Origin of the sequence: Nocardia sp. NBC_00508 (assembly GCF_036346875.1) — a bacterium.
Classification (GTDB): domain Bacteria; phylum Actinomycetota; class Actinomycetes; order Mycobacteriales; family Mycobacteriaceae; genus Nocardia.
The window spans coordinates 1528925-1551041 of the sequence record NZ_CP107852.1 but is presented as its reverse complement, the minus strand read 5'-3'; the positions used below and the strand labels follow the sequence as shown (position 1 = coordinate 1551041).

Annotated in this window: 22 protein-coding genes and 1 tRNA gene; 9 read left to right on the top strand and 14 right to left on the bottom strand. The window is 67.5% G+C overall.

Going from position 1 to position 22117, the window contains the following annotated elements; all coding sequences use genetic code 11:
• The first annotated feature begins 96 nt into the window (after positions 1 to 96).
• The 4 genes from OHA40_RS06880 to OHA40_RS06865 all read left to right on the top strand — a co-directional run bounded on the left by OHA40_RS06880 (position 97) and on the right by OHA40_RS06865 (position 2057).
• On the top strand, positions 97 to 819 hold the full coding sequence (locus OHA40_RS06880; protein WP_330232232.1) for a helix-turn-helix domain-containing protein: 723 nt from the start codon (positions 97 to 99) through the stop codon (positions 817 to 819).
• A gap of 75 nt (positions 820 to 894) precedes the next feature.
• Positions 895 to 1209, top strand: coding sequence for a hypothetical protein (locus tag OHA40_RS06875; protein ID WP_330232231.1), 315 nt, complete (start codon positions 895 to 897; stop codon positions 1207 to 1209).
• A 129-nt stretch (positions 1210 to 1338) separates the two neighbouring features.
• Complete coding sequence (locus OHA40_RS06870) at positions 1339 to 1716, top strand: hypothetical protein (RefSeq protein WP_330232230.1); 378 nt, start codon at positions 1339 to 1341, stop codon at positions 1714 to 1716.
• Positions 1713 to 2057 (top strand): hypothetical protein, encoded by a 345-nt coding sequence (locus OHA40_RS06865; protein ID WP_330232229.1) that lies wholly within the window; start codon positions 1713 to 1715, stop codon positions 2055 to 2057. Before OHA40_RS06870 ends, OHA40_RS06865 begins: the two co-directional genes overlap by 4 nt.
• Positions 2058 to 2069: 12 nt before the next feature.
• Here OHA40_RS06865 and OHA40_RS06860 read toward each other — a convergent pair whose 3' ends face one another.
• From OHA40_RS06860 to OHA40_RS06850, 3 genes are all read right to left on the bottom strand, one after another.
• Entirely contained in the window at positions 2070 to 2939 is an 870-nt protein-coding gene (locus tag OHA40_RS06860) for a methyltransferase domain-containing protein (protein ID WP_330232228.1), read from the bottom strand.
• A 63-nt stretch (positions 2940 to 3002) separates the two neighbouring features.
• Positions 3003 to 4712, bottom strand: coding sequence for an FAD-dependent oxidoreductase (locus tag OHA40_RS06855; RefSeq protein WP_330232227.1), 1710 nt, complete (start codon positions 4710 to 4712; stop codon positions 3003 to 3005).
• A gap of 11 nt (positions 4713 to 4723) precedes the next feature.
• Entirely contained in the window at positions 4724 to 6934 is a 2211-nt protein-coding gene (locus OHA40_RS06850) for a molybdopterin-dependent oxidoreductase (RefSeq protein ID WP_330232226.1), read from the bottom strand.
• Positions 6935 to 7014: 80 nt separating this feature from the next.
• Between OHA40_RS06850 and OHA40_RS06845 the strand changes: the two genes are divergently transcribed.
• Positions 7015 to 7686 carry a TetR/AcrR family transcriptional regulator gene (locus OHA40_RS06845; protein WP_330232225.1) on the top strand — a complete coding sequence of 224 codons (672 nt, stop codon included), beginning with the start codon at positions 7015 to 7017 and terminating at the stop codon, positions 7684 to 7686.
• Positions 7687 to 7857: 171 nt separating this feature from the next.
• Here the strand turns inward: OHA40_RS06845 and OHA40_RS06840 are convergent, their stop codons facing one another.
• From OHA40_RS06840 to OHA40_RS06825, 4 genes are all read right to left on the bottom strand, one after another.
• On the bottom strand, positions 7858 to 8091 hold the full coding sequence (locus OHA40_RS06840) for a hypothetical protein (protein ID WP_330232224.1): 234 nt from the start codon (positions 8089 to 8091) through the stop codon (positions 7858 to 7860).
• A 334-nt stretch (positions 8092 to 8425) separates the two neighbouring features.
• Positions 8426 to 9082, bottom strand: coding sequence for a class I SAM-dependent methyltransferase (locus OHA40_RS06835; RefSeq protein WP_330232223.1), 657 nt, complete (start codon positions 9080 to 9082; stop codon positions 8426 to 8428).
• 366 nt (positions 9083 to 9448) lie between these two features.
• Complete coding sequence (locus OHA40_RS34670; RefSeq protein WP_442944030.1) at positions 9449 to 9871, bottom strand: hypothetical protein; 423 nt, start codon at positions 9869 to 9871, stop codon at positions 9449 to 9451.
• A gap of 93 nt (positions 9872 to 9964) precedes the next feature.
• Positions 9965 to 11155: a lycopene cyclase family protein gene (locus OHA40_RS06825; RefSeq protein ID WP_330232221.1), complete on the bottom strand. Its 1191-nt coding sequence runs from the start codon at positions 11153 to 11155 to the stop codon at positions 9965 to 9967.
• Between the two features lie 552 nt (positions 11156 to 11707).
• On the opposite strand from OHA40_RS06825, the gene OHA40_RS06820 reads away from it, so the two are divergent.
• Complete coding sequence (locus OHA40_RS06820; protein ID WP_330232220.1) at positions 11708 to 12016, top strand: putative quinol monooxygenase; 309 nt, start codon at positions 11708 to 11710, stop codon at positions 12014 to 12016.
• On the opposite strand, the gene OHA40_RS06815 is transcribed toward OHA40_RS06820, so the two are convergent.
• Positions 12013 to 13218, bottom strand: coding sequence for a helix-turn-helix domain-containing protein (locus OHA40_RS06815; RefSeq protein WP_330232219.1), 1206 nt, complete (start codon positions 13216 to 13218; stop codon positions 12013 to 12015). The genes OHA40_RS06820 and OHA40_RS06815 overlap by 4 nt on opposite strands.
• A 168-nt stretch (positions 13219 to 13386) precedes the next feature.
• Between OHA40_RS06815 and OHA40_RS06810 the strand changes: the two genes are divergently transcribed.
• On the top strand, positions 13387 to 13680 hold the full coding sequence (locus OHA40_RS06810; RefSeq protein WP_330232218.1) for a hypothetical protein: 294 nt from the start codon (positions 13387 to 13389) through the stop codon (positions 13678 to 13680).
• A gap of 330 nt (positions 13681 to 14010) precedes the next feature.
• Here the strand turns inward: OHA40_RS06810 and OHA40_RS06805 are convergent, their stop codons facing one another.
• The gene (locus OHA40_RS06805) at positions 14011 to 14388 is read right to left on the bottom strand and encodes a hypothetical protein (protein ID WP_330232217.1); all 378 of its coding nucleotides are present in this window, start codon (positions 14386 to 14388) and stop codon (positions 14011 to 14013) included.
• 35 nt (positions 14389 to 14423) lie between these two features.
• Entirely contained in the window at positions 14424 to 14711 is a 288-nt protein-coding gene (locus OHA40_RS06800; RefSeq protein ID WP_330232216.1) for a hypothetical protein, read from the bottom strand.
• Between the two features lie 480 nt (positions 14712 to 15191).
• Between OHA40_RS06800 and OHA40_RS06795 the strand changes: the two genes are divergently transcribed.
• Positions 15192 to 16994: a serine/threonine-protein kinase PknD gene (locus OHA40_RS06795; RefSeq protein ID WP_330232215.1), complete on the top strand. Its 1803-nt coding sequence runs from the start codon at positions 15192 to 15194 to the stop codon at positions 16992 to 16994.
• Between the two features lie 241 nt (positions 16995 to 17235).
• Here OHA40_RS06795 and OHA40_RS06790 read toward each other — a convergent pair.
• From OHA40_RS06790 to OHA40_RS06775, 4 genes are all read right to left on the bottom strand, one after another.
• Positions 17236 to 17307, bottom strand: a tRNA-Val gene (locus tag OHA40_RS06790).
• Between the two features lie 17 nt (positions 17308 to 17324).
• Positions 17325 to 17789: a peroxiredoxin gene (locus OHA40_RS06785; protein WP_330232214.1), complete on the bottom strand. Its 465-nt coding sequence runs from the start codon at positions 17787 to 17789 to the stop codon at positions 17325 to 17327.
• A 75-nt stretch (positions 17790 to 17864) separates the two neighbouring features.
• Entirely contained in the window at positions 17865 to 18287 is a 423-nt protein-coding gene (locus tag OHA40_RS06780; protein ID WP_330234073.1) for a DUF3052 domain-containing protein, read from the bottom strand.
• Positions 18288 to 18413: 126 nt separating this feature from the next.
• Positions 18414 to 18971, bottom strand: a complete 558-nt coding sequence (locus tag OHA40_RS06775) for a hypothetical protein (RefSeq protein ID WP_330232213.1) — start codon at positions 18969 to 18971, stop codon at positions 18414 to 18416.
• 189 nt (positions 18972 to 19160) lie between these two features.
• Here OHA40_RS06775 and aceE point away from each other — a divergent pair, with 189 nt between their 5' ends.
• On the top strand, positions 19161 to 22109 hold the full coding sequence (gene aceE, locus OHA40_RS06770; RefSeq protein WP_442943940.1) for a pyruvate dehydrogenase (acetyl-transferring), homodimeric type: 2949 nt from the start codon (positions 19161 to 19163) through the stop codon (positions 22107 to 22109).
• Positions 22110 to 22117 lie beyond the last annotated feature (8 nt).

Below are 22117 nucleotides of genomic sequence, written 5' to 3'. Positions count from 1 at the left end.
GTACATGTGCGTGCGGCCACCTACGCTCGAGATATGGAGCACACCGGACAGCGCATCCGGTACTGGCGGAGGCGGCGGGGCGGGATCAGCCAGAAGGTGCTGGCGGATCGTGCCGGGTTGACACAGGGCTACATTTCCCAGATCGAGAGCGGGCAGCGTGCGCTGGACCGGCGGGCGACGCAGGTTGCGATCGCTCGCGCCCTCAACGTCACTGTTGCGCAGCTACTCGGGCAACCGGGGGATCCGACCGATCCGGCCAAGGCTGTTGCCACGGCCGCTATTCCGGATATCAGGTCTGCCTATGTCGAGATCGCGGTTGGTGAGCGCCGGAAGCCGGAGCGTCCTCGGGAAGCTGTGCGCGAAGCGGTCGAGCGGTCGACGATTCTGCGTAACAACGCTGACTACGCCGGGTTGGCTCCGGGGATGGCCGATCTGTTGCGTGACGCTTTCTACTTCGGTGGACCGGAGTTCGTGGAACTGACTTTCAACGCCCGGTTTCTGGTCAAAGGTGTGGGCTTTCCGGACCTTGCGGCGGGTATCGCGGATGCAGGGCTTCGATGTGCCCGGAATCTAGAGCTTCCCGAATGGATCGGGCTGGCGGAGATTTCCAGGCTCAACGCGATGCCGCCGGAGAATGCCGCGTTGGCCGGTCGTTTGGCTTCCCGCACCGCGACGGAGATGCAACCGTTTCTCGGCACGACCAGTGTGCGTCAGGCATATGGGAATCTGCTGTGCCGGGGTGCGATCGGCAATGCGATTGCGGACCAGTCGAGTAGCGCCTTCGACCTGCTCGATGAGGCTTATTCGGAAGCGCGGTGACTCGGTGAGACCGAGGATGGCGGATTCGGTCTCCTGTGGTTCGGCCCGACCAGCGCGGCGATCTGGCATGTATCAGTGGCAAGCGAACTCGGTGACAGCGACAAGGCTGTCACGGTGGCCCGGACCATCGATCCGCGGCCGGTTCGGGCTCCGAACCGGGTCGTCTACTTCTGGACCGACTATGGCCACGCGCTGACCGCGGTAGGCAACGATTCCGAAGCCGTGCGGGCATTCTCGGAAGCCGAAATGGTCGATCCGCAACGCACTCGTATGGACCCGATGGTCCTGGATTCCGTTTCGGCGCTTGTTCGCCGCGCCCGTCGTCGAGCGATCGACGGCCGCCTTCGCAGCTTGGCGCACAGTCTCGGCATCGACCCACACGCGGTATAGCGCTCTGTAATCGCCGCGCTGTGCTCCGGCGGCAGGCTATTGCCCGGCCCCGCCGTCGGGTTGACGCCATCTCTCGTCGGCTCCCCGGCGGCGGGTGCTCACCAATATGCCGAGCAGGGGAGATAAGAAGTGGACGGTGATGAGGGCTGCCCAGCCGTGACTTCGCTGGGGCCGAACGCGTTGGGTGTGATCCGGCGGGCGGTGTCCGGAGAAGGCGAGCAGCCGGATGAGGGGGCGATCCGGGAATTAGCCGCTGCGCGTGGGTATTTCGTGGCAGAAGTGGTCGTGTTCGCGACGGCGGTCCGAACTGCGGCTTTGTTGACGGTCGAGCATATCCGGGTGGTGGACGCGGCTGCGGTGATCGTGCCGAGCTTGGTGCATGCGCACCCTTTCGCCCGTGCGGTCACCGAACTATGCGATTTGATCACACCGGAGCAGATGTATCCGCGCGGGTATAGGTGGCCGTCGCTGCTGCCGATCGATCATTTGTACCGGAGGTTGCCGTGAGCGGGTGGCAAGTGCTGGCGGTCGCCGTCGGTGTTTCTCTGCTCGCGACGCTGGTCATCGGGATTGCGATGTGGTTGTGGCCGGTTCGGCTCCCGCAGGGCAGAAGTGTCGTCGAGATCGAGCAACGAGTGCGACGAGAGCGGACGGATATGGACACTGCGGTCTGGCCGATGGGTTTCCCGCACGACGCACCCGAACATGCGATGAGTGTGGTGGAAGCCCAGATGACGATGCAGCGGCACCGCGCCTGCCGCGTCGGCGAGTGCCCGCGCAAGACGGCTGCCTGGCGGGCGCTGGTGGAGGCGGGGAGGATTCGGCCGGATGCGGGTCGGCAACGGTAGAGCCGGTGCGGCTCACTCCGGTTGGTGCGCGAGGACGGCGAACATGGTGACCGAGAGGTGGTAGTCGCCTCGCGCGATGCCCGATTCCATCGCAGTGTCCAGGTCGAGGCGCTCCTGCCCGGTGATCACACCCTCGGCAAGGGCGCCGTCGACCATCTGCGCAAACAGTGGGCGGATGGTTTCCGGATCCCAGATCACCGCCTCCGAGCCCATGTCGTCGATCGCGAAACCGGCAGCGGTGAGCAGGCCGCGCAGTCTTCGGCCCGACGTCGGATTCGGTGTGGCCGCGAGCATCACTGTGGACAGGCGACCGAGCACGTCGGGGTCGCCGGGATGGGTGATCGCAGTGTGCCAGTCGCTGTCGATGAGCAGCACGCGTCCGCCCGGGCGCAGGACTCGGGCGATTTCTGCGGTGGCGGCGGCCGGGTCGTCGAGATGCTGGTAGACACGCTCGCACCGCACGACGTCGAACGAAGCATCCGGAAACGGCAAGTGGTAGGCGGTGCCCTCGATGAAGCGGGCACGCGAGCCCGCGGCTTCGGCGCGCGCACGGGCGACGTCGAGCATCGCGGGGTTGGGATCGACCCCGACCGCGTCGCCGTCAGGACCGACACGGTCGGCGAATTCCATGACTTCGCTGCCTGTTCCGGCGCCTATGTCCAGCGCGCGCTCCCCGGGTTCTACGGCGAGGGCGTCGTGCCCCCATCGGCGTATCCGCTGGATGCTGGGTAGCGCTGCCTGAAGGTCGAGGATGCCGACCAGCATCGCCATCGGGTCGTCAGCGGGAACACCATCTCCGGCGGACTGGGAGCGATCAAAAGGAATCGCGTCGGTATGGAACGACGGGGCGGAGCGGGGCGACGATGCGGGCTCGGTCGGCATGCTTCGACAGTAATCCCGGCGGGCTGACACCGGATTGCGCTTTTGCAGGAACGGCCACCGCGACTAGGGGCGGATCCTGTCTGCGTCGACCGGCAGTGGGATCGTCGGCATCGAGTCGTCCCCGTGCGCCGCGGCGAGCAGGGCAGGGAAGGAGGCGAGCTTGCGCCTTGGCCGTCCCTGGACCGCGCCGAGTTCGCGTTCGGTCCGATCGATCGCCCGCCACCCGTGCACACCGACGACAGCGGGTTGGCGGTTCCGGACCAGCGTGTCGAGGTCCTGCGGGGTGGCCGCGGGGGTGGGCAGCAACCCCGCGGAATGGTCGGCGACGAGTGCGGCGACGGTGTCCAGTGCGCATTTCTTGTTGGCGCCGATGCCTCCGGACGGGCCCCGCTTGATCCATCCCGCCGTGTAAACGCCGGGGATGGGTTCGCCGGTCCGGTCGTGCAGGACGCGGCCCTGGTGGTTGGGCAGCACACCCCGGTCAGGGTCGAAGGGCAGGCCGGACAGTGCAGCTCCGCGGTAGCCCACCGCCCGGAGCACCAGGCCCGCCTCGATGGTCTCTTCGATTCCGGTCGGGACAGCGCGGACGTCGCCGCCGGGGCCGCGTTCGAGCCGATTGCGGGCGACGCGTACCCCGGTGACTCGTTCGTCGCCCATGATCTCCAGCGGAGAACCCAAGTAGCGCAGCACGATTCGGCGAGACGCGCCGCGGCGGCGGGCCGCGAGTTCCGCAGCCGCCTTCGCCTTGGCCAGCTCGAGCGGGTCGGACTGAAGCGCGGCGAGCTGGTCGGCATCCAAGGTGACCTCGTCGGAGAACGCGAAGACATCGGCGCCGTCGAGATCGGTCAGGGCGAGCAGTTCAGGAGTGGTGTACGCGGCCTGCGCGGGGCCACGTCGGCCGAGGACCAGGACTTCCTCGATCGCGCTGGCGGCCAGCGCGGCCAGGGCGTGATCGGCCATATCGGTGGCGGCGAGCTCCGCGGGGTCGGCGGCCAGAAGGCGCGCGATGTCGAGGGCGACGTTGCCGTTGCCGACGACGATGGCACGGCGGCAGGAGAGATCGAACGTGCGGTCGACGAAGTCCGGGTGGCCGTTGTACCAGTTCACGAACTCGGTTGCCGACGCGCTGCCCGGCAGGTCCTCGCCGGGAATCCCCAGGCGGCGGTCACCGGAGGCCCCATAGGCATAGACGACGGCGTGGTGTGCTGCGGCCAGCTCGTCGTGGGTGATGTGGGTACCGACCTCGACGTTGAGGTGGAAGCGGAAGCGGCCGTTGGCGGCGGCACGCTCGAATACCTCGGTGACGGATTTGGTGGACGGGTGGTCGGGGGCCACCCCGCCTCGCACCAGACCCCACGGTGTGGGCAGCCGGTCGAACATCGTGACTGTCGCGCCCGGGTGCTCGAGCAGCTCCAGTGCGGCATACGCGCCCGCGGGCCCGGAGCCCACCACCGCGACTCGAAGTTCCTCGACCTCGGCCCGCGCAGCGGGCGGCGGGGCGGCGGGGATGCCGGGCGGCAGCGGGTTTCGTTGGTAATAAGCCTCCGCCAGGTCCAAGAACCGCGCCGCGGCGGGCGCGGTGTCGCGGGTGATCGCCCCGACCGGGCACTCGGCGACGCAGGCGCCGCAGTCGATGCAGCTGGCCGGGTCGATGTAGAGGGCCTCGGCGGAGGCGAAGCCAGGTTCGTCGGGGGTGGGATGGATGCAGCCGACCGGGCACACCGGCACGCAGGAGGCGTCGTTGCAGCACGGCTGGGTGATCACGTGAGGCATGGCGTTCCTTGCTAGTGGGAGTCGGGGAGCGGTTCGACGGTGACCGGGATTCCGTTGAGCGCGGCGTTTCCGCTGACGGTGTCCAGGAACAACGGGTCGGTGACATCGTTGGCGCTCGCGCCCGTGACGCGGGCGGCCACGGACAGCCGGCTTTCCGCCGCCGCGTGCCCGTACCCGTGGGGCAGGCTGACCGTGCCCGCCATGATGTCGGTGGTCTGCCTGACGTCCACCCGCACGGCGCCGGTGCGCGAGCGCAGCACGGCGGGCCCGTCGGCCAGTCCGAGGCGGGCAGCGTCGGCAGGATGCATGAGCAGATGGTGGCGCTGCGGACCGGCGACGAGGCGGGCGTAGTTGTGCATCCAGGAGTTGTTGGAGCGCAGGTGCCGTCGGCCGATCAACAGCAGCGACCCTGGATCCCCGGGATCCGCTCGCAGGTCGGAGCGCAGGATGTCGAGGGCGTCGACGACCTGCGGCGGCACAAGATGTAGTCGGCGGTCACGAGTCCGCAGGCGATGCTCGACGCCTGGTCGCAGCGGGCCTAGATCCAGCCCGGCCGGGTGGGCGAGCAGCCGGCGCACGCTCAGCCGGTAGCGGCCTCGGCGCAGGAGCAGGTCCACCAGCCGACGCGGTGGTATTCGCAGCCGTACCTCGGTGGCCAGGGCCGGCCTGCTGAGGCGACGGCGCAATACCTGCATCCGGCCGCCGCCGAGGTGGCGTTGGTAGGCCGAGCCGAGGTCGCGGAAGATCTCCCAGTCGTGCCGCGCGCCGCGCGGCTTGGGCAGCACAGCGGGCGAGTATTTCGCGGTGTTGCGGACAGCGAATGACCGGAAAACCAGGTCGTAGTGGTCTCGTTCCAGGGCGCTGGTCGGCGGCAGGATGACGTCCGCGTGGCGCGTGGTCTCGTTGAGGTAGAAGTCGACGGCCACCATGAAATCGAGGCCGCCGAGCGCAGTGCCGAGTGCGGCTCCGGCAGGAGTGGACAGCACCGGGTTTCCCGCAACCGTCAGCAGCGCCCGGATCTGCCCCTCGCCTGGCGTTGTGATCTCCTCGGCAAGCGCGGCGACCGGAAATTCCCCGGCGAAGGAAGGAAGCCCCCGCACACGGCTGCGGCGGCGCCCGAAATGGCCCGGGCTGAGCAGCCGAGTCATGTCGATGGCCGGATCGGCGAACAGTGTCCCGCCCTCGCGGCCCAGGTTGCCGGTGATGATGTTGAGCACCTGGATGGCCCACTGGCACACGGTGCCGTGGCGCTGGGTCGAAACCCCGAACCGGCCGTAGCAGGCGGCGGGGCCTGCGTCGGCGAAGGAGAGGGCGAGGCGGGTGATCGTGGCGGCGGGCACGCCGCTGAAACGGCCGGCGGCTTCCGGAGTGAACTCGGCGACCGCCTCCTGGAGCGCGTCCAGGCCCGTGACATATTCGGGCAGGCTCGGTGCGCGGTCGCGCAGGACGACGTGCACCATGGCCAACAACACCGCGGCGTCCGTGCCGGGCCGGATGAACACGTGCTCATCGGCGTCGGCGGCGGTTTCCGTTCGGCGCGGGTCGATGACGGTGACCCGCCCGCCGCGCTCGCGGATCTCCCGCAGGCGCCTCGCCATGTCCGGCGCGGTCATCAGGCTTCCGTTCGACGCACGCGGGTTGGCGCCGAACATGAGCAGGTGCCGTGTCCGGTCGAGGTCCGGCTCCGGCAGCAGGAACTGGTGCCCGTACAGCAGTGCCGAAACGACCTGGTGCGGCAACTGATCGACCGAGGAGGCCGAGAAGTGGTTGTGGGTGCGCAGCAGCGAGGTGAACGCTGACCCGTGGGTCATCGCGCCGAGGCTGTGGACCGAGGGGTTGCCCAGGTAGACCGCCACCGCATTCGCGCCGTGGCGCCGGCGGGCCTGAGCGAGTCCGCGGGCTGCTGCATCGATCGCCTCGGACCAGTCCACCTCCACCCAATTCCCATCGATCTTGCGCATCGGCCGCCGCAGCCGGTCCTGGTCGCTGTGCACGTCGGTCATCGCCACGGACTTGGGACACACGTGGCCGAGGGACAGCGGGTCGTCGCGGTCGCCGCGAACACCGATGGCCATCCCGCCTTCGATGGTGATCTCGATACCGCAGATCGCCTCGCACAAGTTGCAAGCAGCCTTCGCGGTGGTGCCGTCCCCGGCGGTGGAACGGCGTTTCGCCCGCCCCGCCTTGACCAACGCATCGACGGCTGCCCTGGTCGTGCTCATGGTGTAGTCGCCTCCGCACAAGATCAGCTGAAACATAACTTGACGTCATGTTTAGTTTTGACGTGTCTACCATGGACCGCGTGCCCGACGCCAGCCCCCTCCGCCGCGAACCGGTTCAGCAGCGCAGCCGCGAGCGCGTCCAGCGGATCCTCGACGCCGCCTTGCGGATCGTCACGACAGCGGGCGCCGACGCGGCGACCGTCCGTTCGGTCGCCGAACGTGCCGGTGTCCCGGCCGCCACGGTGTATCAGTTCTTCACCAACCGCGACGCCATCTTCGAGCAGCTCCTCGCCCGCGAACTCGTGCGCCTCGACGGTGAGCTGGCGGAGTCCCTCGCCACCGCCCGGCCACTGCGAGACATCGCGGCGGCCGTCGAGGCGTTCTTCGCCTTCCACCGCCGCCACTACATGTCCCACCCGGACTTCGTCGCGCTCTACTACGCGTCCCGGCACAACGAGGCGGTCCGCGACGACATCAGAGAACACCTCGGCCGGCTCACCGACCTGTTCCACCGCCACCTGCTGTCCACCGGCCTGCTGGCGCCCGGCACCAGCCGGCGCGTCGTCGAGATGGCGGTGGAGCTGGGCGACCGCGTCTTCGAGGTGGCCCACCAGCGCGGCGACGAGGGTGACGCGCTGACCGACGAGGGCCGGATCGCCATCACGCGCTACCTGCAGGTCTACGCGGGTGCCCGCCGGCATGAGGAGCCGATGGCTTCGGCCGCTGGACAGAGCGCCCAGGCGTCGCCGTAGCACCCGCGGCGGAGCTGAATCGCCACCCGCGGCTGCGCCAAGAGTGGAGTTTCTCTCGGTTCAGGCGCGGGCTGAGAATCGCGGATCACTATGCACCGAAGTTGCTGGTCTGGTGCGGATACCCACAGCGGAGAGGGACATGTCCGCACTGTCGCCGCGCCGTCGACCGGGTCACGCGGCACAGATCATCGAAGCGAAGATAGGGATCGCAGGGTTCGCGCAAACGCCCACCCACAGCGGGGCGTACATGCTCAACATGGCGGGCTCGACGTGGGTGGAGATCGGCGCCGGGTGGTCCGCCACGTGGACGGGCGCGGGGGACGCGGTAGCCACACCCGAGCCGAGGACGATCACAGGTCCTAGCGCTACTGCTGCCGCCGCCGCGCGAATCGTGTTCTTTTTCATGGTGTCCCCCTCGGACGACTGTTTTCGGGATGCCGTCGTCGCAGGCTTCCCACAGATGAACACCATCAACTCTGCTCGGAGGATGCGCGGGAGAACATCAACCCCTGGGTCGGAATCTCTCGCACCTCGCGCCGCTACGCCCCGACATGGGGTCGCGCTCTCGGTGAAGAAGAGCCGTGCTGGAGAGGAAGCCCGGTCGGAAAGAGATCGGCCACTCGAAGCTCGCGCCGCCCGTTGGCGCTGGATCCGGCGATGCTCCGGCCTGATGCTGTGGGCACCATCTGCCCGACCTCACCCTGCTCCCCGCGGCCTGACCAAGAATTCACCGTTAGCTCTATGCAAGGTCGGTGTCGGTGTCGGGTTTGCGTGCCAGCACACGAAATACGACACCCCCGCGGCCCGTGCGGGCGAAGTGCTCGATCGTGAACCCGGCAGCGGTGAGGTAGCCGAGCGGCTCCCGCGTCAGATAGTCGGCCGCCATCCGCACCGCCACAGGCTCGACCCACCGCATCACCGCCGCAACCGCCCGGGAGCGGGCCGGGCCATGCTCGACGGCGGCGAACACCCCGCCCGGGCGCAGCACCCGCCATGCCGCGCGCGCCGCGGCGAGCGGGTCGGGGATCGTGCAGAACGTGTAGGTCGACACCACCGAATCCGCTGAGCCCTCGGGCAGATCCAGCTGCTGCACATCCCCGTGAACCAATTCGACGGGCGGCGCCGCGGGGATGCGCGCTCGCGCCAGCTCGAGCATCCGCTCGGACAGATCGACCCCGACCACCCGTTCGACCGCAGGCCCGTACAACGGCAGATTCAGCCCGCTGCCCACCCCGATCTCGACCACCGCACCCCGCGCCTGATCGACCGCCCACCGCCGGGCATCACCCAGCAGCACCCGCTCCGACCACCCGATCTGCCGGTCATAGCCGGCGGCAAGCCGATCGAAAACCCGTTCCACCCGCCCCAACTCCCCGGACACCGCCTCTGCAGACATGCACCAACCCAACCACTTCCGACCACCGCAGCGCATCAGGGAACACCCGGAAAACACCGGGTGGTGCGGATGATCCCGCCGTTCAGCCGTAGCTGCGTCGATGCCGGTGTTGGCACACTGGCGGCCCACTGGGGAATTTGCGGAACCGGCCGCTGGGCGGCGCGAAGGCCGCACTCCGGACCGGAGCAGCACCACCGCAGCCGCTACGCGCCGCCCGTCCGATGGTCCAGGGCCGACGTGATCCGTGCGCGGGCGGCGTCTCCGTAGACGGCATGGCCGCGAAGGTCGTTTTACGACACTGCTGGAGCTGAAAGCGATGCCGGCCGATCTGTCTCCGCCTGCTAGTTGTGGAGCGAGTCAGCGCCGTCAGGGCAGATCCAACACACTTGCCGGAACCACATAGGGCAGAAACCGCACCCGACGGCGATCGTCGGTGTTGTCGCGATGCGCGCGTAAGGCCTCGAGCTCGCTCGGAAAGACCTGGTCAAAACTAGCCTCGCCGATGTCATCGATGTTGTAGATCACCCACACCCCGCTGCCGGTCTCACCGGTGGTCTCGCCCTCGGGTTTCGGTGGACGTGGCCGTTCCGGTTGGACGAACTGACCGAGCAGCGACGCCAGTGAACTGACGCTCGCGTGATCTACGCGATCCAGGTATACGCCAGCTTTACCGAGCAGGTCGCGCAGCTCGGTTCCCGCCCCACGCAGTGTGCGTTCGAAATCTTCCGGATCGATGCCGAAAGGCCTGTTGGTTGCTGTACGTTCCGGTTCAACCTTGCAAACAGCGATTGCCTGACCTGCGGGCCGAAAGGTCGCGCGGAAGGATTAGTTGTCCGAGCGTCCGGATCTACTTTGCGGACTTGGGGATGGACTGTTCCTGGATCAGGATGCAGCTATCTCGGTCCGGTCATCGCTGCGAGGACGGCGGCCCGTCAGGACTGTCGGCTGATCGAAGTCGTATCCCACCCAGCGGTTCCGGTTGGTCCAGCCGACCAGGTCGTAGCGCCACCGGAACGGACGCAGGTGCGCGACTGTGTTGAACAGAACGGCGCCCAGCGCGGCGTAGTCGTCGTGCGCGGACAGCAACGCGCGCTGTTCACGCGGCGAGGCGCTGAAGAAGGACTCGAACATCGCGATCGACTGGTCGGTGGTGAGCCTGCCCAGGCCCCACAGCCCGCGCATCCGCATCCAATACACCAGCCGAGCCCGCCAGGGCCACAGTGCCGCGACCGGATCACGCTCCTCGCTCACCGCGTTCACCGCGGTGTCCACCAGCGCCAGTGAGTCCCCCACGCTGTAGCTGGTTGTCGGGTGCATCATGCCGCCGCGCGAACCGAACGGAATCGCCCCGACCACCCCGCTTTTCGGGGGTGGCTGATCCAGTGGGTACTGCGGGGCCTCGCTCGGCTCCTGCCCTGTAACCCGGATGCCATGAGCGGCGAGCCGATTCAGCAAACGCTCGCGCAACTCACGCCGAGGCATACCACCAGGTAGGCCGAGGCTGGTTTCCTCGAAGACTACCGTGCTGTCGCCGACCGGCACCGCATACAGAAACGACGGCGGCTCGTCCGTGCCCGCGCCGTTGTCGGGACGCCAATCCAGCAACAGTGCTTCACCATCGGTGATCATCGGGGCCGCGGTTTCGGCGGACACGAAAATGCCGTGCGCGCTGACTGCGCGGCGCTGTTTGACCGGCGACAGCCCACGGGCATCGAAAACCTTTGCCGCGCGGACGATCGTGCCATCAGCGAGCTCCACTGCATGTGCGTCCACACGGGTCGCCCGGCCGGTCAGCACAGTAGCGTCATCGAGCGGCAGAGCGTCGCGCAGTCCCGGATTGGACAGCACGCAATAAGGTCGTTCGATGCGGTGCTCGGTGTTGGTCCACACCGTCGGAGCATCGATACGGGTGGCAATCGCACTGGGCGGCAGCCACTCCGGCAACTCATCAACCCAGCAGGCATAGGTCGGCGACCACAAACGCTTCGGTCGCGGATCGATCGCTGTGACAAAGAGCCCGGCACGCATTGCGCGATGTGCCAGCGCGCGACCCGTCGGGCCAAGTCCAACCACACATAGATCTATCTCCAAGCCCACCGGGACAGTGTGCACAGATCAACGCGGCACCTCGCTGCTGGAAACTGCCCACCCCTGAGAGGCGCCGCCCCAAGCCCGTCGACCCGACCGGCGCTACCGCGCCGTCAGCATTCACCGACAACACGCCTTGTGCTGTGCGGCATCATCCGCTTGGCCGATACCCGACCGATTACCGCCGCTCGGGCGGCGTTGCCTCCCTCGGATCGCTGTGTTCTGTGGGCGCAGAGGGGATCGAAGCCCCGACCGCTGGTGTGTAAAAGCGCGCGCTTCCGTCCACTGGGCATCGCCCCGTCCATACCGCCCACGTCAGAGGCTGTTTCGTGTCCGGTGTGTGCGGCCCCATCCACCCTGTTCGTGCCGGTCTTGGCAGGTTCTTGGCAGGATGGAAACACCGCCTGAGCTGCGAAGGCGCAGCCTCCATCACGGAGGACAGCACCCCGCCGTACCCATTATGTGCGGCGGGGTGCGCTGAGTGTCCGGGGATCGGTCAGACGGGGCCGCGGCGACCCGCTGCGGTACCGTCGGCGAATGTTCGCACTCGCGGTGAAGTTCGACTTGATCGACGCCGACAAGGCGGCAGCGTTCGACCTGCTCGTCGCCGAGACCATCGAGGGCATTCGGGACCATGAGCCCGGCACGCTCGTGTACGCCACGCACGCGGTCGAAGGCGAGCCGCTGTCGCGGGTCTTCTACGAGGTGTATCGGGACCGGGCCGCGTTCGATGAGCACGAACGGCAGCCGCACACGCGGCGCTTCCTCGACCGGCGCGCCGAGTTTATCGACTCGTTCCGTGTCGAGTTCCTGGCCCCGGCGGTGGCGAAGGGGTTGCCCGACTAGAGCCGGTTCGTGATTCCGCACCACACTGCGAACCCGTGCACGGTCTCAACGCTGCGTGCCTCGGCGCGCGCCAGCGCCCGTACGGTCTCGTGGACACCGGGGTTGTAGCGGGTCTGTGCTGGTGCAATCGACTTCGCCGTCAGCAGGGCGTCGAGGGCAAGAGGACGGTCACCGTGCAGCAGGTAGGCGCGGGAAAGGTCGATGTAGTGGTGCCCGGCACGTTCTTTTGGCGCGTCGGCGGGGATTACGAGCGTGCGGGCGCGGTTCAATGCCTCGGTGCCGTCCATGGCCTCGACCGCGAGCGCGACACTCCAGATACCGACGTTGGTGGGGCCGAACGACAGGACCGGGTCGCGGTCATCGCCGACGCGTCGAGCGGTGGCCCGTGCCTCGGCAAGGTGCTGGTCGGCGAGGTCGCGTTTGCCCGATCGGGAGGCGGCGAGCCCGGATTGTAGGTGCAGGCCACCCCAGGCGATCAGATCATCACGCCGCCCTGCGCCGAGTCGCGGTTCGATGCTCGCGCGGCAGCGTTCCAGGAACGACAGCGCAGCCGTCCAGTCGCCGCCGGAGGTGAGCAGCGCGGCGCGCTGGAACTGCGCGGTCGCCCGCCACAGCGGATTATCGGCCTCGGCGGCAGCCCAGGCGATCCGGTCGACCGCGAGCGCGGCCAGATCCGCATAGCCGAGCTTGTATGCCAGGGAGTGCGCCGAGTAGTACAGCTCGCACAGCATCACCAGAGCGCGATCCCGTTCGGCGCCGCGGGTGCGGTGCACAACGGCGCGAACCTCGCTGAGCAGTGAGGGCAACGCGTCGCCGAGTCGGTGGAACGAAGCGTTGCGTCGATACCGGCACACCTGTTCGACGTCGGCGGCGATCTCGGCCAGCACACGCAGTTGGGGGACGGCAGCATTGTCGATGTCGTAGGCGGCCAGTTCGGTGCGCAGGACCGCAATCGCGGCGTGCACCTCGGTATCTGCCGGGGCGGGCGGGAATGGCTGGCCGTTGAGTTCGGCGACCGACACGCGCAACGCCTTGGAGACCGCGCCGAGAAACGCGGGTGTGGCAGGCACGCGGCCCTGCTCTACCGACTGGACCAGCCCGACTGACACGTTCGCCTTCGCGGCGAGCTGCCGTTGCGTCAGTCCGCCCAGCTTGCGAGCTTGGGCTACTCGGGCTGCTACACCGCTGCGGTTCTCGCTCATGCTCACCACTCCATCCTGAGTGCGCCGAGGCTCCAAGAGTACGAAAACCCTTCGGACTTCGAGGGTGTCTGCGCTGCCAACGTAAGCCCCAGCCCTCGCGCCGGGTCGAACTCGATTCCCCGGCGCGAGGGATTGCCAACGGACAGCAGGGGATGGAAGGCGCAGGGGATGGACGCGATCGGCTGGATAGACCCGTCATCGCCGACACCGGATTGGGACGCGGCCCAGGTGCGGCGACTGGCGCGACGATTGGGGTACGCGTTGAACTGGGCCGACACCGATTCGGTACTGGGTCTGGTCGAACAGGTCTCGGCGTCCGGTGCCGACGTGGTGTTGCTGCCGTCGTCGGCGCACATCGACGCGATGACCTTGGATCGGCTCATGGCCGTGGTTGATGTCGAATGCGCCGCGCCCCGTGCATCATTCGCCCGCTGGACGGCCATCGGCGGGGTGCGACGATGAGCGCGACTCAGCTCGGACTCGCGGTTGCCTTCGGCCTGCCGCTCACGGTCGTCGTCGCCGTGATCTTCTGGCCAAGCGACTACGACGACTGACCACCTCCGGTGGTCAACGTGGATCGGTCTGCCGACCTGCGGAGCGTGTTGTCTTCCTGCGGGTGGCCGTGCGGAGTCGATTGCGCGCGTACCGGGCGGCGCGATACGCGCCTGATCGGCTGGTGTGGCCGAGTTCGTCGGCGATTTGCTGGTGTAGGGGTGTCGCGGTCGGCCGTGCGCATGCATGCCGGTTGGCTATTCCGGTGTCTCTCCGAACTGTCCATCTTGTGGTTCGGGCCTATTCGGGTGCGTACAGCTCGGGTTTGAACAGCGCATTGGCGCCTGCGCGGGTATAGAGCTTCCGTTGCAGGGAGCGAAGGATGGTGATCGCTTCGGCGTCGCGCATCGGGCTGACCAGTTGGAATTCCACGCCCGCGCCGAACAGGTCGCTGCCGAAAGCCAGTTCGCTCAGGAACAGCGCCCTCGCGGTCTCGACCTCGGTCAACATCGCGCCGTCGCGGACAGCGCGACGGAGCCTGGCGGCCTCGTCATCGAACCGGTCCCGGTCGGCAAACCCCAGCGCCCGCACCGGAATCGGTGCGTTCGTAGACACTCCGACCCAGCTGGCCAGGGCCGAGTCGACGAAGTCGTGTTCCCTGGGCGTCAGCTTCGACATATCGAATTCCAACGAAAGCTCTCCTGATCTCGTAGTCATCGACTACCGCCAGGCTTTCCGGGAGGCGTCCCTCCGGTGCCGCCGGGGACCCTGGAAGGGTCGAGTGATGGATCCGTGGTCTGGTTGGTGAGGCGGATGAACTCGCCCAATGGGTCCTTCGGCCGGTAGACGGTGCCGTGATCAGTAGTGCTGGGGTCGACGATGACGATGAACCCGTCGTAGCGCATCATGACCGGGTCGCCTTTGTAGTCTTTGCCCAGACGCTCCATTTGTGGACCTTGGATGATCTGATAGACCTTTTCCGCGAGGTCGTCCTGCGTCATTCCCTTGAAGTCCTGGCGGTGCTTGCTCCAGGAGTGACCTCTTGGACACCGGCGCGGCGGTGGCGAAGTGGCTTGGCCATGATCCGGCGGTGCCGCTGCGGGTGTACGGGCACGTCTACCCCGGAGCGCTGGAGGCGGCGGGCCCGGCATCGGGGACAGGCGAGCAGGGCATGGCGTCCGGAAGTCGGCGGCTTCACGAAGTTGGTCGTATGGCTCAGAGGTACGCTGAACTTGCGACAGGTTTGTTGGCCGGATTTCGGCACGATCCGCGCACTCGGACCGGTGGCGGGGCAATGCCCGGCCGCGTACTTGCCGGCATGAGCATGCGCCCGCCGACGATAGGCGACTCTCGACTGTCTGGCCTGGCTGAATCAACCAGTGTGGGCTACCCGCTCGGGCGGGGTTGGAATGCAAGCAAGTACACCGTTTGCCAGTCGGGTGGTCAAGGGACGGCACAATGGATGACACGTTAACGGCACAATGGGTGACACGTTAGTGGGTGGCGGGGACGCCACTTGGGGGCCGGCGGAGGCGTTCGGACGCTATCGGCTCCTGTCGCTGCTGGGTCAGGGCGGCATGGGCCAGGTGTGGCGGGCGCATGATTCGCTGACCAACCGGGTGGTGGCGCTCAAGGTGTTGCCCGAGCGCTTCGCCGATGACGAGCAGCTGCGCGAGCGGTTCCGCCGGGAGTGCCGGGCGGTGGCGCAGTTGACCGAGCCGCATGTGATCCCCATCCACGACTTCGGCGACATCGACGGTCGGCTCTATCTGAATATGCGCTTGATCGAGGGCACTGACCTGCGCAAGGTGATCACGCGAGAAGGGGCCTTGTCGCCGCGGCGGGCCGTGGCGATCATCGCGCAGGTGGCCGGCGCGCTGCAGGCGGCCCACGACGCCGGGCTGGTCCACCGCGATGTCAAACCCACCAACATCCTGCTAGGGGCCGATGAGTTCGCCTCCCTGATCGACTTCGGGATCGCCCACGCCGCCGACGACCTTACGCTGACCGCGGTCGGCGAGACCATCGGCACCGTCGCCTACATGGCGCCGGAGGAGATCGGCGCGGAGGTCAAGGCCGATGCCCGAGTAGACGTGTACGCGTTGACGTGCGTGCTGTATGAGTGCCTGACCGGCCGGCCGCCGTTTGCGAGCGAATTGGGGATACAGGGTGTGATGGCCCATCACCTGCACACCCCACCCCCGCGTCCCAGCACCACTACACCCGATGTACCGACTGCGTTCGATGCGGTCATCGCCAAGGGAATGGCCAAAAACCCCGACAGTCGTTATCAGACCGTACGCGAGTTGGCCGCGGCGGCCTGCGCCGCGGTGGGCGATTCCGCGGTCAGCGCCACCGTGGCCGTAGCTGCGCGCCATGGGCGGCGAATCAGATTGTCGCCCAAGACCGCCGGGCTGCTCGCCGCCGCGGTCGCGGTTACGGTGGTGGCCGCCGTAGCTGTCGTCATCGGTGTCCAACGGGAATCAGGCGACGGTGGCGACTCGCCCACGCCTATCGCCCCGGGCTACTCGGCACAGACTCCGCTGCCGTTCACCGGCGTCAGCCTGCCCACCGATGTGGCGGTCGACACGGCGGGCAACGTATACGTCACCGACATGGGTAACGATCGGGTGGTGAAATTGGCGGCGGGCGCGTCGACGCCGACCCCGCTGCCGTTCATCGGCCTGAATAATCCCCAGGGTGTGGCGGTCGACACGGCGGGCAACGTATACGTCACCGACACGAGTAACGATCGGGTGGTGAAATTGGCGGCGGGCGCGTCGACGCCGACCCCGCTGCCGTTCACCGGCCTGAAGAATCCCCATGGTGTGGCGGTCGACAGGGCGGGAGACGTGTACGTCGCCGACTGGGGTAATGATCGGGTGGTGAGGTTGGCGGCGGGCGCGGCGGCACCGACGACGCTGCCGTTCACGGGGCTCCGAGATCCCCAGGGTCTGGCGGTCGACACGGCGGGCAACATATACATCACCGAATTGGGTACCGAGCGGGTGGTGATGTTGGCGGCGGGCGCATCGGAACCGACCACGTTGCCGTTCACGGGGCTCAAAGATCCCCAGGGTGTGGCGGTCGACACGGCGGGAGACCTGTACATCGTCGACTGGGGTAACAAATGGGTGGTGAGGTTGGCGGCGGGCGCGTCGACGCCGACCCCGCTGCCGTTCACCGGCCTGAAGAATCCCCAGGGTGTGGCGGTCGACACGGCGGACAACGTATACGTCACCGACCTGGGCCACGATCCGGTGGTGAAACTCCCGGTCGGCTGAACCCCGTTCCGCGTACTCGGGTTCTAGTAGTCGTCGCAACATCCCGAACCTGGAGTGGTGCATGACACATCGCTTCCCTGTGCATGCGAGCGGATGTGGGAGTATTCGGAGTCTGTGGTGGCACCGGGCGATGGCGCGGCCCGCTTGGCCGGAATGGTCACGTGCTCCACGTTTGCTCCACGGAATGCGCGGAGCAGAAGGTCGGGCGTAGAAAACCCTTGTCTGGCTGGTACTTCATCGGTGGGCGCAGAGGGGATCGAACCCCCGACCGCTGGTGTGTAAAACCAGTGCTCTACCGCTGAGCTATACGCCCGGACCGTGACCGGCGGTCTATGAATCTAGCGCGGCGAGCGCTTTCTCCCAAGCCGCCTGGTCACGGGCCTCGCCGGGGCCGTTCATCTCGGCGAAGCGGATGTAGCCCTCGCGGTCGACGACGAACGTGCCGCGGTTGGGGTATCCGGACTTGTCGTTGAACACCCCGTAGGCCTGGGCCACCGCTCCGTGCGGCCAGAAATCCGACAGCAGCGGGAAGATGTAGCCCTGTTCGGCGGCCCAGATCTTGTGCGTGGGCGGCGGGCCCACCGATATCGCGAGGATCTCCGCGTTGTCGTTCTGGAACTTCGGCAGCTCGTCGCGGACCTTGCACAACTCGCCCTGGCAGATCCCGGTGAACGCGAGCGGGTAGAAGACGATGAGCACGTTCTTCTTTCCGCGGTAGTCCGCCAGGCTGACTTCCTGGTTGTTCTGGTCCTTCAGCGTGAAATCCGGCGCGACAGTGCCAACCTCTAGCGGCATAGCGAATCCTCCATCGTGTCGGGCTTCACCGGACGGGCGTGCGAGATCGCCCTGGTGGAAACCATACGCGGCGGCTCAGCGCTGCTTCGAGGGAGCCTTGGGCTGCACCAGGCGACTGCCCGTCCACGCACCGAGACTGATCGCCGAGGTCTGGGTCAAGCCGGCTGTCGGCGCGGATTCGGCGATCTCGCTCGGCTCGACATGGCCCGGCTGCCCGGTCTTGGGCGTGAGCACCCAGACGAAACCGTCGTCGGCGAGCGGGCCGATCGCGTCCATCAAGGCGTCCACCAGGTCACCATCCCCATCGCGCCACCACAGCAGCACGACGTCGATCACCTCGTCGGAGTCCTCGTCGACTAGTTCGCCGCCGATCGCATCCTCGACGTCGGCCCGCAGGTTGTCGTCGACGTCTTCGTCCCAGCCCAACTCCTGGACAACCAAGCCGTGTGAAATGCCAAGCTTCTGAGCGTAGTTCTGCGCGTCCGCCGCGGCGACCACGGTGGTGTCCTCCTCAACTCCCGACAATAGATAGTTGCAAGCGAACATGGTTATGGGCTTCAGCGCAAGCCGATCCGGCTAAATAGCTACCGAATGTCGCGTTGCGATGGTGTGTCAGGGGCGTTCTCAGCGTTTCGGGCAGGAGTCGCGCACGGCGTTGCGTGCGTCGTTCACCCGTCTGCTGGCGTCGTTGAGCGCTCCGACCGGTGCGGTGTAGGTCATCCCGCGCGTCGCACCGGCCAGAGCGCGCGCCGCGATCACGTACTCGGTGAAGGTGGCGGCCAGGTCCGGCGGCAGCGTGTCCTTGGCGGCGTTCACACCGCTTTCCACGGTGTTCGCGGCGTCCTCGAGGGTTTGGGCGGCCGAGTCCCGCTTGGCGACGTAGTCGGGCGCGTTCGAATCGTGCGCGTCGACGAAGTCGTTGTACTTGGTGACTCCGATACCGGTGGTGGTGGGGAACTGTCCGCAGTTGTCGGCGATGGCCGTGGCCTGGGCCGCCGCGCGCCGCGAGGACGTCGCCGCCGCCGACGAGGACGCCGCCTCGGTCTGGTACGCCGCCAGATCGCTCGCGTTCGGGCTCGCCGAGCCCTCGACCCGGTTGGCGCATCCGGCCACCACCATCCCGATGGCGACGGCGCCGCCGGCGCACGCCATCCCGAACCCGCGTGGGTTCAGCAGCTTCATCGTCCTCCCCGCTCCTCACGGCTGCCACGGCTCATCATGCTCACCTTGCCAGTCGAACTTACTGGATTTGCGGCTGACATGATGACCTGGGACGCGCCATCAGCAAGGATGGATGGTGCGCCCGAACCTTTCGTAAACGGGCGGTCCGCCAACCACGCGAGCCCGCCCGGGGATAAAGACGCCAACAGCATGTCCACCCCTGTACGAGGAGCAGATTTGACCGACCTGATCCACTCTCCCGCACCGGCGAAATCCGCCGGCGCCAGTTCCGCCCCCGCCCCTGCTCCCGCCGCGAGCCGCGATCCGAACGGGCCGCAGGCGCCACAGCAGGGTGGCCGGGTGCGGGTGATCCGCGAGGGGGTGGCGTCCTACCTACCGGACATCGACCCGGAGGAAACCAGCGAATGGCTCGAGTCGTTCGATGAAATGCTCGACCGGGAAGGCCCCGGCCGTGCGCGTTACCTCATGCTCCGCCTGTTGGAGCGGGCCGGTGAACGTCGTGTCGCCATCCCGTCCTTGACTTCCACCGACTACGTCAACACCATCCCCACCGAGAACGAGCCGTGGTTCCCCGGCGACGAAGAGGTGGAGCGTCGCTTCCGCGCCTGGATCCGCTGGAACGCCGCGATCATGGTGCATCGCGCCCAGCGTCCAGGTATCGGCGTCGGCGGGCACATCTCGACCTACGCGTCCTCGGCGGCGCTCTACGAGGTCGGCTTCAACCACTTCTTCCGCGGCAAGGACCACACCGGCGGCGGCGATTCGATCTTCATCCAGGGTCACGCCTCGCCGGGCATCTACGCCCGCGCGTTCCTGGAGGGCAGGCTCTCGGCCGACCAGCTCGACGGCTTCCGGCAGGAGTACAGCCACGGCGGACCCGGCCACGGGCTGCCGTCCTACCCGCATCCGCGGCTGCTGAACACCTTCTGGGAGTTCCCCACGGTGTCCATGGGCTTGGGTCCGATGAACGCGATCTACCAGGCCCGGTTCAACCACTACCTGCACGACCGCGGTATCAAGGACACCTCCGATCAGCACGTGTGGGCGTTCCTCGGCGACGGTGAGATGGACGAGCCGGAGTCGCGCGGCCTCGCGCACGTCGCGGCCATGGAGGGTCTGGACAACCTGACCTTCGTGGTCAACTGCAACTTGCAGCGCCTGGACGGCCCGGTGCGCGGCAACGGCAAGATCATCCAGGAGCTGGAGTCGTTCTTCCGCGGTGCGGGCTGGAACGTCATCAAGGTGATCTGGGGTCGCGAGTGGGACGCGCTGCTGGGCGCCGACCGCGACGGTGCGCTGGTGAACCTGATGAACAGCACTCCCGACGGGGACTACCAGACGTACAAGGCCAACGACGGCGCCTACGTTCGCGATCACTTCTTCGGCCGGGACCCGCGCACCAAGGCACTGGTGCAGGACCTGACCGACCAGGAGATCTGGAACCTCAAGCGCGGCGGCCACGACTACCGCAAGGTGTACGCCGCCTACGCGGCCGCGATGGCGCACAAGGGCCAGCCGACCGTGATCCTGGCCAAGACCATCAAGGGCTACACGCTCGGCAAGCACTTCGAGGGCCGCAACGCCACGCACCAGATGAAGAAGCTGACCCTGCAGGACCTCAAGGACTTCCGCGACCTGCAGCGAATCCCGATCAGTGACGCCGAACTGGAGAAGGACCCGTACCTGCCGCCGTACTACCACCCCGGCATGGAGGCGCGGGAGGTCCAGTACATGCTCGATCGGCGCAAGAGCCTGGGTGGATTCCTGCCCGAGCGGCGCGCGGCGGCGAAGCCGCTGAAGCTTCCCGGTGACGAGGCGTACCGCTCGGTGCGCAAGGGCTCCGGCAAGCAGAACGTGGCCACCACGATGGCGCTGGTGCGGCTGATGAAGGAGCTGCTGCGGGACAAGGAGATCGGCAAGCGGATCGTGCCGATCATCCCCGACGAGGCCAGGACCTTCGGTATGGACTCGTGGTTCCCTTCGTTGAAGATCTACAACCGCAACGGCCAGCTCTACACATCGGTCGACGCGGAATTGATGCTTGCCTACAAAGAGAGCGCAGTCGGGCAGATCCTGCACGAGGGCATCAACGAAGCGGGGTCGACGGCGTCGTTCACCGCGGCGGGCACCGCGTACGCCACCCATGGCGAGCCGATGATCCCGCTGTACATCTTCTACTCGATGTTCGGCTTCCAGCGCACCGGCGACGGGCTGTGGGCCGCCGCCGACCAGCTGGCCCGCGGCTTCGTGCTCGGTGCGACCGCGGGACGCACCACGCTGACCGGTGAGGGTCTGCAGCACAACGACGGGCACTCGCTGCTGCTCGCGGCGACCAACCCGGCCGTGGTGACCTACGACCCGGCGTTCGCGTTCGAGATCGCCCACATCGTCCGGGACGGCCTGCGCCGGATGTACGGCGGCGGCGTTGCGCCGGAGAGTTCGGCGCCGCTGCCGGGCGCCCGCCCGCACGGCAGTGCGGGCGAGTTCGGCGGCGAGGACGTCTTCTACTACATCACCCTCTACAACGAGCCGTACCAACAGCCCGCCGAGCCGGAGGGCTTGGATATCGCCGGTCTGCTCAAGGGCATCTACCTGTACAAGCGCGGGGGTGAGGGCGCGGTGCGCGCCCAGATCCTGGTCTCCGGCGTCACTGTGCCGGACGGCTTGCGCGCGCAGGCGCTGCTCGCCGAGGAATGGGGCGTGCAAGCGGATGTCTGGTCGGTGACCTCGTGGGGCGAACTCCGCAAGGAGGCGCTGGACAAGGAGATCGCCGCACTGCGCAACCCGGACGCCGAGCCGGGCGTCCCGTACGTCACCGAGGCGCTGTCCCGGGTCGAAGGCCCGTACGTCGCCGCGACCGACTGGATGCGCGCGGTGCCCGACCAGGTCCGCAAGTGGGTTCCGGGCGACTTCACCACGCTCGGCACGGACGGTTTCGGCTTCTCCGACACCCGCCCGGCCGCACGCCGGGTGTTCAACGTCGACGCGCAGTCCATCGCGGTGGCCGCGCTGGCCGGTCTGGCCCGTGCGGGCAAGATCGACTCCGCCAAGGTCGTCGAGGCGGCGGCGAAGTACCGGATCGCCGACGTGGACGCCGCGCCGAAGCCGGCGGTGAGTTCGGACGAAGACCTCGCGTAGCGGAACAT